Consider the following 12,458-nt stretch of genomic DNA (forward strand, 5'->3'; position numbering starts at 1 on the left):
TGCCATGATTGTCTTCTTCGCCGCATTCCTCGCGCTCATCACCTTCTGGCTGCATCGTCGCCTCGTGCGGGCCACAGCGCTGCCGCGCCCCTGGTCGGTGATCGCCGACGCCCTGCTCGTCGCGTTCTGGGCGTTGGCCGTCGTCGGTATCGCCACCGGGCGCGGACTGAATCCCTCGACCTTTCGTCCCCTGGCGTGGCTCGGGCTGACCTGGCTGGCGACGGTGTTGTACCTGGTGCTCGGGTTGGCGGTGGTCGGTATCGGCGCGTTCATCTGGCGGCTGGTCATCCGGCGGTCATCGAGTGAGCTCGCCGAGCCGAGACGCCGGCGCCGCCTGCAGGCGGTCCGCGCGGCGACCGGGGCCGTGGCCGTCACGTCCGTCGCACTCACCGCGTACGGGGTGGTCGAGGCGGCCGACCCGCGGGTCACCCACACCGAGATCCGACTCGCCGACCTCCCCGAATCCTTCGACGGCACGCGGATGGCGCTCATCTCCGATCTGCACGTCGGACCGGCCCGCGACGCCGACTTCACCCGGCGCGTCGTCGACCTCGTCAACGCGCAGCGGCCGGACCTGATCGCGATCGCCGGTGACCTCACCGACGGCACGGTCGCCGAACTCTCCGGCGATCTCGCGCCGTTGACCGCGCTACGCGCACCGCTCGGGGTGTTCGGGGTCAGCGGCAATCATGAGTTCTACAGCGACGACGGCGGACGATGGCTCGACGAGTGGGAGCGGGTGGGCGTGACCACGCTGCGCAACCAGCGCGTCGCCGTCAGCCGCGGCGGGGCGACGATCGACGTGGTCGGCATCCACGACTACAGCGCGCCCGAACCGTACCGGCCCGACCTGTCGGGCGCGCTGGCCGGCAGTGACCCGCAACGCTTTCGCCTGCTGCTCGCCCACGAACCCCGGCAGGCATTGCAGGCCTCGGATCTCGGTGTGGATCTGCAACTCTCGGGTCACACCCATGGCGGTCAGATCTGGCCCATCCGCTATCTGGTGCCGCTGCAGCAGCCGTCGGTCGAGGGCCTCGACCGGGTCGGCGAGACGACGCTGTACACGACGCGCGGCGCCGGCGCCTGGGGGCCACCGGTGCGGGTCGGTGCGCCACCCGAGGTGGCGATCCTCACGCTACGACGCGGGTGACTCCTCGGCCCGGACCGTCGAATCCCGGTTCGCACGAGCCAGATTGGAGTGCGTGCGGCCGTAGAAGAAGTAGATACCCAAACCGATCACCAGCCAGACCACGAACCGTATCCAGGTCTCGATCGCAAGGTTCACCATCAGCCCCGCGCAGCAGATCGCCGAGATGATCGGCAGCACCGGCGACCACGGAACCCGGAACGGACGCTTCATCTCCGGTTGGGTTCGGCGCAGGACGGGGACGGCGACGGACACGACCAGGAACGCGAAAAGCGTACCGATGGAGACCATCTCGGCAAGCGCGGAGAGCGGGACGAAGGCACCGAGGAGCACGACGACCGCGGTGGTCAGCATCGTGATGCGGTACGGCGTCTGCCATTTCGGGTGGATCTTGCCCGCCGAGTGCGGCACCAGACCGTCACGAGCGAGCGCGAATCCGATCCGCGACATACCGACGATGTCGACAAGGATCACCGACGTCAGGCCGGCGACCGCAGCGATACCGACGAGCACGCCCGCCCAGCTCAAACCCACCTGATTGAACGCATCCGAGAGTGGCGCGCCCTCACTGAGGTCGGTGTAGTGCACCATGCCGACCACGACGAAACACACACCCACGTAGAGCACCGTGCAGATGAGCAGGGTGCCGAGTAATCCGCGGGTCATGGCGCGGGCCGGATTCTTGGTCTCCTCCCCGAGATTCGCGACGATCTCGAACCCGCTGTAGGAGAAGAACACGACCGCCGAGGCGAACAGCACCCCGGCCACACCGAACGCCGTCGCCTCGACGCCGGTGGCCCACTGCCACAACGGTTGTCTCAACCCGCCGTCGCCGCCGGTCGGCTGTGCAGGCGGAATGAACGGGGTGTAGTTGGCGGCCTTGATGAAGAACAACCCGGCGATGATGATGAACACACAGATGCTCACCTTGAGATACACCAAAGCGTTGGTGAGCCAACCGGATTCCTTGATGCCGATGGTGGCGACCACGCCGAGCACCAGGGCGATCGCCACCGCTCCGAGGTTGACCGTCGAGCTCTCGCCGAAGAAGGTCGTCGGCAGATTGAACACATCCTGCAGATATCCGGACCAACCCCGCGAGACCACCGCCGCGCCGAGGGCGAATTCCAGGATGAGGTCCCACCCGATGATCCAGGCGATGATCTCGCCGAGCGTGGTGTAGGCGTAGGTGTAGGACGATCCCGCGGTCGGTACCGCCGAGGCCAGCTCGGCGTAACAGAATGCGGCGAACAACGCGATCACACCGGCCACGACGAACGAGATCATGATCGCGGGACCGGCGTTGTCCTTGGCCTGCACGCCGGTGAGGGTGAAGATGCCGGTGCCGATGACCATTCCGACGCCGAACCCGATGAGGTCACGGGTCCGCAGCGCCTGCTTGAGTCGCCCGCCCTCGAGCTGATGCCCCTCGTCGTTCTGGTGGATGACGGTATCGACCGACTTCTTCCGGAAGATCCCCCGGCTCTGCGTCCTTGGTCTCTCGGTCGACGGTCTCTCAGTCATCGCTCGACGGTAACCCGCCGCCGGGGTTGGCGTCACCGAACACGCCGTGGGCGGCATATCGCGCCAAAGGAATTCGACGAGGACCGACTCACGCACTCGGGGTTGACCCCGACAACGATTCCGGGGTGCAATCCCGGGGTTCGACCGGATGTGTCACGGTGGGCATCGGCCGAGGATGAGTGCATGACAGCACGCGCGTCCACCGCTCTGGGTATCGCCGCCGTCCTCGGTCTCGTTCACGCCGGGGTCAGCATCTACTGGGGTCTCGGTGGCGATGTTCTACTGAGTACTGTCGGGCAGACTGCGGACAGATTCTCTGAGGACCAATTCGCCGACGGCCGTTGGTTATTGGTTCTCATCGGGATGGACAAGGCGATGCTGGCCGTGGCACCAGCACTGACGGCTCGACGATCAGGCGCCGGCCTGCTTCGGCCCGGCTACTGGCTGGGCGCCACGGCGCTGATCGCCTGGGGCGCCATCAACACCACCACGGCGGGGCTGCTGCTCCTCGGAGCGCTACCGCGGCCCGAGCCGTTCGACAGCGCGGCGGCGGTCGGCCACGCATTGCTCTGGGACCCACTGTTTCTCGCGTGGGGTGTGGCGTTGGCCGGCGGAATGTGGCTCACCGCACCGGCAGTGGCCGACCTACGGCGGCTTTCGTCACGCGGTGGTGGCGAGCCGACCGAATCCACTGCGGTGGAAGATGAGCGGGCTGCCGGTCTCGGGGTGGTCGACGCCGTGCAACTCGAGCAGGACGATGATGTGGTCACCGGCCTCGACCTCGCGGTACACGGTGCAATCGAATTGCGCGAGACCGTCATCGAGGGTCACGGCCCCCTCGTCCGACGCGTTGAGAAGCACCCCGTCGAATCGCTGGGCCACCGGACCGGCGAGCTGGCGGCAGAGGACGTCCTGATGGTCGGCGAGCACGGTGACCCCGAGATGATCGGCGCGACGCAGATCCGGCCAGGTCTTCGAGGTGTTCGCGATCGACACCGACACCAGCGGCGGATCGAGGCTGACGCTGGTGAACGAGCTCGCGGCCAGGCCGATCACCGCTCCGTCGACCTCCGCGGCCACCGCGACGACGCCGGTGGGAAAGATCCCGAACGCCTTGCGAAGTCGCGCGGCGTCGAGGTCCTGGTTGGTTCGGAACCCGCTCACGCGTGCACCTCCAGCAATCGGGATACGACCGGCGCGGTCGCCGCCAACCAGTCGGCGTACGCCTCCGGATCGTCATGGCGGGAGTCGACGACGTAGAGCCCGCGACCGGGGACGGTCCCGCCGATCTCGGTCAACACCGGCCGCAGGGTGAGCTCGGGTGCAAGCGAGTGCGCGGGCGAACCACCGAGCATGAGCGGAATCGCGATACCGGAAAGCCCTGTGCCACCGGCGAACCGATCGAGGAACAGCTTGAGCAGTCCGGTATAGGCGGCCTTGTAGGTCGGGCTGGCGAACACGACGAGATCGGCGGCGCCGACCTGCGTCACCAGCTCGCCGATCCCCGGGTCGGACCAGTCGAGAATCGCCGTACCGAGGGTCGCGAGGTCGACGACGAGATCGGGTGCGCCACCGGTGAGTTGGGTGGCCACATACGTCGCGGCATCCAGGGTTCGACTGGCCGGCTTGGGATTTCCGACGACGACGGCCGTCGTCACGAGGCCGACACCGCTTTGACCGGCGCACCGAAGGGCACTGCGGCGCGGGCGGCGCGCGGCGGCGCCGGATGCTCCCACAGTCCACGACGGGTCAGCTCCGGCAGCACGCCCTCGCCGAACCAGTACGCCTCCTCAAGGTGCGGATACCCCGACAACACGAACTCGTCGATACCCACGTCGCGGTAGGCCTCGATGAGGTCGGCGATCTCGGTGTAGGAACCGACCATCGCGGTCCCCGCCCCACCGCGCACCAGCCCGATACCGGCCCACAGATTCGGGTAGATCTCCAGTCCGTCCTTGGAACCCTTGTTGAGCGCGAGCATCCGCTGCTGACCTTCCGACGCCGAGCGCTTCAGGCCGGCCTGGATGCGGGCGATGTCCTCGGCGGAGATGTTCTCCAGCAACCGATCCGCCTCGGCCCACGCCTCTTCCGAGGTCGCGCGGGCGATGGTGTGCAACCGGATGCCGTAGGTCAGTTCCCGCCCCTGCTCGGCGGCAGCCCGACGAACGCGCGCGATCTTCTCGGCCACCGCCTCGGGCGGTTCACCCCAGGTGAGGTAGACGTCGGCATGCTTGGCGGCCACGGCAATTCCGGCCGCCGACGAGCCACCGAAGTAGATCTCGGGAAGCGGGTCCGGGATCTGGTGCAGGGTCGCGTTCTCCACCGAGAGGTACTTACCCTCGAAGGTCAGCGTCTCCCCGGTCCACAGGCGCCGGACGATCTCGAGGAACTCGTCGGCGCGGGCGTACCGCTCCTCCTTGGTGCTGAAGTCACCGAACATGGCCTGCTCGGCATCCTCACCACCGGTCACCACATTCAGCAGCAAGCGTCCGCCGGACAGATTCTGGAAGGTACCGGCCATCTGCGCCGAGAGGAACGGAGCGGTGACACCGGGCCGAAAGGCCACCAGGAACTTCAGCCGCTCGGAGACGCTGCTGAGCATGGCCGTCGAGACCCATGCGTCCTCGCACCACGCCCCGGTCGGGGTGAGCGCCGCCTCGAAGCCGAGTTGTTCGGCACTGCGCGCGATCTGTCCGAGGTAGGGCACCGACGCCGGTCGCGACGAGGCCTGCGCCGCCACCCCATGGCCGCCGCCGACCACCGTCCGACCGTCGCCGCCGTTGGTGGGGAGAAACCAATGAAACTTCACGCCTGATCAATCCACTTCCGAATCGGGGATACCGTGCACAACCACACCATTGCACCCGACCCGCTCGGCTCACCCAAGAGTTTTCCGCGCGGTGAGTCAATCCCTGCGGCCCCGCCATCCGGGGGCTACCGGACAACGAACCCCCGCAGCGACCAACCCCTCCCCACCCGGTGGTCGAGGTGCGCAGGAGCGCCAGCGACGGAGCCTCGAGACCTATTGCGCCGGTGCTGGTTTCGGGTTCCAGCGCCAGATTGCCGAGGTCTCGAGACGCTTCGTGCTCGCTGTGCTCGCGCGAGGCTCCTCGACCACCGGGGAGGCGGCTCCTCGACCACCGGGAAGGACCACCAGGGGCCGGTGAGCCCCGCTCAGTCGTCGGAGGTGATCAGTTCGTGGATGAACTCCATCTTCTCCAGGACCTTCGGCGGCAGCACGAAGGGATAGAGGTCCTGATGGCCCATCGAGCGGTTGATCTGGTTGAGCGCCCAGGTCAGCGGCAGCCACCATTCGATGATGCGATCGAAGCCCACCTGACCGGGGAGGTCGGCGTCGAGAGTGGCGCCGGCCGGGGCCAGGGCGAACGCCGCCGCCGTGTCGAGGGTGTCGCGGATGTGGAGGTAGTGGGCGAAGGTCTCGGCCCAGTCCTCGGCGGGATGCATGGTCGCGTAGGACGAGACGTAGTCGTCCTTCCAGTTCTCCGGCGGCCCGTCGCCGTAGTGGCGATCGAGCGCGGCCTGATAGTCCTGGTCGGGATCACCGAACAGCTCCTCATAGCGTCCGCGATTGGGGCCGTCACCGACGAGCACCATCTGATAGAAGTGGCCGATCTCGTGGCGGAAGTGGCCGATCAGGGTGCGGTAGGGCTCGTCCATCGACACCCGCAGCTGTTCGCGGTGGACGTCGTCGCCCTCGGCGAGGTCGAGGGTGACCACACCGTTGGCGTGGCCGGTGATGACCTGCTGGGTGGCACTGGAGAGCAGGTCGAAGGCCAGGCCGATCTCCGAGTCCTCGTCCTTGCCGAAGATCGGCAGTTGGAGTTCGTCGAGTTCGACGATGACGCGCCGCTTGGCGAGTTCGGCCTCGGCGAACGCAGCCATGGCGTCGGTGTCGGAGTCGTCGGGACGGGTGCGGGTCAGCCGGCACGACTCGCACAGCGCGGGCAACCCCTCACCGATCTCGACGAGCCAGTTGCACGCGGCGACGCCGCTGTTGGCGCAGCGACCGATCAATGCGTCGTCGACCTGTGCCTGCTCCTTGTCGTCGAGGACCTGGATGGTTCGGGAGGGCAGATGGAAGCCCAGCTTGCTCTCGCAGTTCAGACACAGCGAGTTCTCGAAAATCAGCTGCTGGCCGCATTTACGGCAGTGGAAATCGCGCAACGTTGCACTCCTTGGGTGAATTCGAGCTCGTGGATCGCGGGGGTCGCGTGGATCAGGATTGGCCCGGGTGCGGCCCCCGCACATGCTCGACGCGGACCTGGCCCATCGATCGTTTCGTCGGAACACATGGCCGAATGTGCACATGTGAGTGCCCGACATCACACTACGGAGTGGGGCCCACCGCCGCAGGCAACTCCGGATCGGCGCACCACTGCGACCACGACCCCGGGAACAAGGCGCCCGAGAACCCGGCGATGGCCAGCGCCGCGAGCTCGTGCGCGGCGTTGATTCCCGATCCGCAGTAGGCGATGACCTGCGCATTCTCGGTGACCCCGGCCTCGGTGAACCGTTCGCGCAGTTGCTCGGGAGACAGGAACCGTCCGTCGTCGGCGAGATTCCCGGCCGTCGGGACACTGACGGCGCCGGGCACATGTCCGGCGCGGGGATCCATCGGTTCGGTCTCCCCGCGATACCGTTCGCCGGCGCGGGCGTCGAGGATGACCACGTCGTCGCGGCCGTCCCGGATCTCCGAGGACAGTCGCGCGACCTCGTCGAGCGACACGTGCGGGAGGTCGCCGCAGGTCAGGGTGACGGTGCCGGGACGCGCGGCGGTGTTGCCGGCGGAGACACGCATCCCGGCCGACCGCCAGGCGTCGAGCCCGCCGTCGAGCATCCTGACGTCGAGGTGTCCGGCCCAGGTCAGCAACCACCATGCGCGGGCCGCCGCCAGGTTGCCGATGTCGTCGTAGACCACCACCGGCGACGAGTCGTCCACACCCCAGCGTCGCGCGGCGTCCTGCAGGCGATCCGACGACGGCAGCGGATGGCGCCCGAGTTCGGCCGACGGCGGGTCGGCCAGTTCGGAATCGAGATCGACGTAGACGGCGCCGGGGATGTGACCCTCCCGATACCGGTCACGCCCATCGGTCCGCCCCAGCGCCCAGCGGACGTCGAGGATCACCGGCGGACGGTCCGAGAGCATCTCCTCGGTCAGTGCTTCGACGTCGATCAGGTTCTGCGCCATGAACATTCACTCCTCTGTCGCCGGGGTGGCACCCGACTCCGTTTCGCCGCCGCGGGCCGCGATGACCGCGGGGGCCATGACCGCAGCGAGGTCGGCGGCGACATCGCGGTCGCTCTCGGGCGGCATCGCCACGTAGCTCAGTGCCATGCGCGTGATCGCCCGCGCGATACGCACGGCGTCGTCGTCGGCGAGCCCGAGCCACGAGGTGGTGAGCATGTCGGTGAGACGCGCGCTCGCGGTCGTGATCAGCGGCGCGGCATCGGTGGTGATCAGCCGCAGCAGATCCGGCTTGGCCTCACCACGCTGCAGCGACGTGATGAGCGGGTCGGCCGCGGCCACGGCGAAGAACGCGGCGAATGCATCGTGCAGCGCGCCGTGGATATCGTGTGGGCGCTCGGCGACAGTCGACGCGACGATGCCGGCGAATTCCGTGGCCAAGCGCATCGCATACGCCTGCGCCAGACCGTGGCGGGAACCGAACTCGTTGTACACGGTTTGGCGTCCGACGCCCGATTTCCGGGCGACGTCGGCCATCGTGATCGACGGCCAATCCTTTTCGACCAGCAGATCTCGCAGACCGTCGAGCAGAGTTGTGCGCAACAGCGCCCTACTCGCCTCCGCATAGGTCTGTCGGGTGGTCACCTCGACGAGGTTACCCAGCGGGTCCGGCATGCCGATCGAGAGCCGAGGTCGGCAACCACCGTCAAGACTAATCTTGTTGATTTGTCTTCTGTAAAGACAAATTGCTTGCTATTGTCGGGTCACACGGAGTCCAGCGAAAGCGATTGTTGTCATGCGTGTTGTCGATCAATTCATCAACAAAGCCCAGGCAGTGGTACCGATGGAGCGCCAGATCCAGGGCCTGCATCTGTTTCACCGCGCCAAGACACTGGTGGCCGGTGACGGCCAGCCACGCTTCGCGGAGTCGGCCATCCCCGACGTTGCGGAGCTGGATCTCACCGAGATCGACGTCAGCAATCCGTTCTTGTGGCGTCAAGGGCAGTGGCAGCCCTACTTCGCGAGGCTGCGTGACGAAGCGCCCGTGCACTTTCGGGCTGACAGCGCTTTCGGTCCGTTCTGGTCGGTGACCCGCTACGACGACATCGTCTCCGTCGACAAGGACTTTCAGACCTTCTCTGCCGAACCCCAGATCATTCTCGGCGCGCCGCCCGAAGGACTCGATATCGAGATGTTCATCGCGATGGACCCGCCGCGCCACGACCAGCAACGCGCCGCGGTTCAGGGCGTTGTCGCTCCGCAGAATCTGGAGGAGATGGAGGGCCTGATCCGTTCGCGGGTCCAGGATGTCCTCGACGCGCTGCCGGTGGGTGAGCCGTTCGACTGGGTCGACCGGGTCAGTGTCGAGCTGACCTCACGGATGCTGGCCACGCTGCTGGACTTCCCGTACGAGGACCGACGCAAGCTGGTGCAGTGGACCGACTTGGTGGCCACCAGTGCATCGGCCACCGGCGGGGTCAACAACACCCATGAGATCTATCGGGGCGCCGCCGACATGGCGCGGAGTTTCAGCGCACTGTGGCACGACAAGGCGGCTCGTCTGGCGGCCGGCGAGAAGCCCGGGTACGACCTGATCACACTCATGCAGCTCTCCGAAGACACCAAGGACCTGATCAACCGCCCGATGGAGTTCCTCGGCAACCTCGTGTTGCTGGTCGTGGGTGGTAACGACACCACACGCAACTCGATGACCGGCGGTGTGCTCGCGCTCAACCAGTTCCCGGAACAGTTCGACCGCCTTCGCACCAACCCTGGGCTGGTTCCGAAGCTGGTCCACGAGATCCTCCGATGGCAGACGCCGCTGGCCTACATGCGTCGGGTCGCCACCCGCGACACCGTTCTGAACGGCCAGTTCATCCGTAAAGGCGACAAGGTCGTGATGTGGTACGCCTCGGCGAACCGAGACGAGCGCACATTCGACGACCCGGACAGCTTTGTGATCGACCGGCGCAACGCCCGTCACCACCTGGCCTTCGGGATCGGTACGCATCGCTGCATGGGGAGTCGGCTGGCGGAATTGCAGTTGCGGATCCTGTGGGAGGAACTGCTGGCCCGATTCGACGACATCGAGGTCCTCGCGGAGCCGGAGCGCGTGCAGTCGAACTTCGTGCGGGGTTACAGCTCGATGATGGTGCGCCTCACCCCGATCGGCGGTCGGCGGCCGGAGCCGGGCCCCTACCGCACACATCTACGCGAGGCCGGCGACAACGACTCTGCAGCAAGCAGTTCGGCGGCAAGCAGTTCAGCCCCCATGCCCACACGGCCATCTCGTGAAAACCGTGGTGCGGCAATGCAGACGCTCGATCTGCGGGTGGCCCGCCGGCGGACCGTGGCCGAGGGCGTCGTCGAGCTCACCCTGACCGATCCCACCGGTGGTTCGCTGCCCGACTGGACTCCGGGCTCGCACGTCGAGCTCCTGTTGCGGCCGGGGATGTCGAAGCACTACTCCCTCTGCGGAGATCCCGCAGACCGATCGTCATGGACTGTCGCGGTCCTGCGTGAACGCAACGGCCGCGGCGGATCCCGATTCGTTCACGAAGAACTGGCCGAGGGTTCGCACCTGCAGGTCAGGGGTCCCCGCAACCACTTCGCGCTCGTCGGCTCACCGCGATATCAGTTCATCGCCGGCGGCATCGGTATCACCCCGGTACGCGCCATGATCGCGGCAGCCCAGGCCGATGGGGCCGAATGGAACCTGTTGTACTGCGGTCGGTCTCGGAACTCAATGGCATTTCTCGACGAACTGGGGGCCGACGATCGGGTGACGGTCTGGGCCGGTGACGAACACAGCGGGCGGTTCGATCTCGACGCGATCCTCGGCGAGCCGCGGGCCGACACCCTGGTCTACTGCTGCGGACCCGCCGCGCTGATGGACGCCGTCGAGGAGAAGTGCGCAGCATGGCCGGACGGGAGCCTGCACCTCGAGCGGTTCGTGGCCGCGACCGGCGACGCGCCCGAGGGCGCACTCGACTCCTTCGAGGTCGAGTGCGCGGTCTCGGGGGTGACTGTCACGGTCGAACAGGGCACGACGATCTTCGCCGCGGTCGAGGAGGCCGGTGTCGACGTCATCGGTTCGTGCATGGAAGGAATCTGCGGTACATGTGAGGCCGATGTTCTCGGCGGCGCCCCCGACCATCGCGACTCCGTGCTGTCACGTGCCGAACGCGAACGCGGCGACACGGTCATGACCTGCGTCTCCCGATCACTCTCGCCGAAGCTGGTGCTCGACCTGTAGAACCTCGACCTATAGAACGCTGCAGCGTCAATCCGAGGTCACCTCCGGGCAGACGGCGGTCTGCGCCATGGTCCGTACGATCGGTCATATGAAGCAGGCTGACGGCGAGTACTACGTGACGGCGCAAGAAGTGGCGGCGTTCGAGGAATCGGGCAAGCGCTACTGGTACATGCGCGAGGACGGATCGACCGACCTCTACCTCGACGATCTCGAGATCACCCATGGCTGGCCGATCTTCCTGATGGAACGCGACGCCGCATGGTTCGCCAAGTGGGGCGGCGACTACGAGAAGGCCGTCGAGACCGATCTGAACCCGCACCTCATCAAGAACTTCGAGGAGCTCCTGACGCAGGGCAACTGGCCTCACGACCAGGACTGACCAGCGACTGTCAATGAAGTTGGGGTAGCCTTACCTCATCATGGGTTTCTCGTTCGCGACGGTCACCGGTACCGACGACCTCACCCCGCACATCCGTCGGGTGCACCTGCGCGTCGAGCATCTCGCCCGTCTACAACTGCCCGGCGGGCCCGACGACGCCGCGGGCCTCTACTTTCCCGAGCCCGGCCAAAGCCGACCTCCCGCAATGGAATTGCGCGACGAGGTGTGGGGATATCACGACCTCGACGAGCCGCCGGAGGGCCGTAATTACACCATCCGCTCCGTCGACCACCGAACCGCGACCGTCGACGTCGACTTCGTCATCCACTCGCGTGGTCCGGCGACGCTCTGGGCCCAACGAGCCGACGTCGGTGATGCGGTGGCGATGTCGCACGCGCGCGGCTGGTACCGGCCCGCGCCGGGCACCGACTGGCTCCTGCTGGGAACCGATCTCGCCGGATTACCCGCCGCCGCCCGCATTCTCGACGAGCTCGCCACCGATCCAAGGCCGGTGACGCTGGTGGTCGAGGTGATCGACGAGGGCGACCTCGCCTATCTGGGCCACCTCGCCGACGGCGTCGAGGTCATCAGCCTGATCGGCAGCGGCAACGGCATCTCGGCGAGCCGATTGGGCACGACCATCGCCGCGCTCGACGTTCCCGCCGGGATCGGATACTGCTGGTTCGCCGGCGAGGCCGCCGAATCCCGTACGGTGCGCAAACACTTTCGCCGCGAACACCATTGGCCCGCCGACCGCTACGACATCATCGGTTACTGGCGCTACGACGGTGAGGCGTGGGCGCGACGCTACGCCGAGCACGGCAACGAGCTACTCGCGGTGTATCAGCAGGCGATCGCCGACGGCAAGGACGAGAAGCGCGCTGCCGAAGAGTTCGACGAGGCGCTCGAACAGGCCGGATTGTGATCCCCGCACTCGTTTGAGTAC

General features: G+C 66.9%; 11 protein-coding genes. 4 read left to right on the plus strand and 7 right to left on the minus strand.

Features of this window, described 5'->3' with window-relative positions; genetic code table 11:
- Positions 1–4 precede the first annotated feature (4 nt).
- Complete coding sequence (locus P3L18_RS19370; protein WP_276114950.1) at positions 5–1,150, plus strand: metallophosphoesterase; 1,146 nt, start codon at positions 5–7, stop codon at positions 1,148–1,150.
- Here the strand turns inward: P3L18_RS19370 and P3L18_RS19375 are convergent.
- The 7 genes from P3L18_RS19375 to P3L18_RS19405 all read right to left on the minus strand — a co-directional run bounded on the left by P3L18_RS19375 (position 1,136) and on the right by P3L18_RS19405 (position 8,522).
- Positions 1,136–2,671, minus strand: coding sequence for an amino acid permease (locus tag P3L18_RS19375; RefSeq protein ID WP_276114951.1), 1,536 nt, complete (start codon positions 2,669–2,671; stop codon positions 1,136–1,138). The genes P3L18_RS19370 and P3L18_RS19375 overlap by 15 nt on opposite strands.
- Positions 2,672–3,331: 660 nt before the next feature.
- A complete protein-coding gene (locus P3L18_RS19380) occupies positions 3,332–3,835 on the minus strand; it encodes a flavin reductase family protein (protein WP_006367972.1) in 504 nt (167 codons plus the stop codon).
- Positions 3,832–4,329, minus strand: coding sequence for an NAD(P)H-dependent oxidoreductase (locus P3L18_RS19385; RefSeq protein WP_271354302.1), 498 nt, complete (start codon positions 4,327–4,329; stop codon positions 3,832–3,834). The genes P3L18_RS19380 and P3L18_RS19385 overlap by 4 nt, the downstream gene beginning before the upstream one ends.
- The gene (locus tag P3L18_RS19390) at positions 4,326–5,480 is read right to left on the minus strand and encodes an LLM class flavin-dependent oxidoreductase (RefSeq protein WP_079931033.1); all 1,155 of its coding nucleotides are present in this window, start codon (positions 5,478–5,480) and stop codon (positions 4,326–4,328) included. The genes P3L18_RS19385 and P3L18_RS19390 overlap by 4 nt, the downstream gene beginning before the upstream one ends.
- Positions 5,481–5,845: 365 nt before the next feature.
- Positions 5,846–6,856, minus strand: a complete 1,011-nt coding sequence (locus P3L18_RS19395; protein ID WP_276114952.1) for a putative zinc-binding metallopeptidase — start codon at positions 6,854–6,856, stop codon at positions 5,846–5,848.
- A gap of 163 nt (positions 6,857–7,019) precedes the next feature.
- The gene (locus P3L18_RS19400; protein WP_276114953.1) at positions 7,020–7,886 is read right to left on the minus strand and encodes a sulfurtransferase; all 867 of its coding nucleotides are present in this window, start codon (positions 7,884–7,886) and stop codon (positions 7,020–7,022) included.
- Positions 7,887–8,522 (minus strand): TetR family transcriptional regulator, encoded by a 636-nt coding sequence (locus tag P3L18_RS19405; RefSeq protein ID WP_276114954.1) that lies wholly within the window; start codon positions 8,520–8,522, stop codon positions 7,887–7,889.
- A 151-nt stretch (positions 8,523–8,673) separates the two neighbouring features.
- Between P3L18_RS19405 and P3L18_RS19410 the strand changes: the two genes are divergently transcribed.
- The 3 genes from P3L18_RS19410 (at position 8,674) to P3L18_RS19420 (ending at position 12,437) form a co-directional block, all read left to right on the plus strand.
- Positions 8,674–11,133, plus strand: coding sequence for a cytochrome P450/oxidoreductase (locus P3L18_RS19410; RefSeq protein WP_276114955.1), 2,460 nt, complete (start codon positions 8,674–8,676; stop codon positions 11,131–11,133).
- An 88-nt stretch (positions 11,134–11,221) separates the two neighbouring features.
- Positions 11,222–11,512 carry a hypothetical protein gene (locus P3L18_RS19415; protein WP_026919835.1) on the plus strand — a complete coding sequence of 97 codons (291 nt, stop codon included), beginning with the start codon at positions 11,222–11,224 and terminating at the stop codon, positions 11,510–11,512.
- Between the two features lie 40 nt (positions 11,513–11,552).
- A complete protein-coding gene (locus P3L18_RS19420) occupies positions 11,553–12,437 on the plus strand; it encodes a siderophore-interacting protein (RefSeq protein ID WP_276114956.1) in 885 nt (294 codons plus the stop codon).
- The last annotated feature ends 21 nt before the right edge of the window (positions 12,438–12,458 follow it).

This window comes from Gordonia sp. N1V (assembly GCF_029269935.1).
Taxonomy (GTDB): domain Bacteria; phylum Actinomycetota; class Actinomycetes; order Mycobacteriales; family Mycobacteriaceae; genus Gordonia; species Gordonia polyisoprenivorans.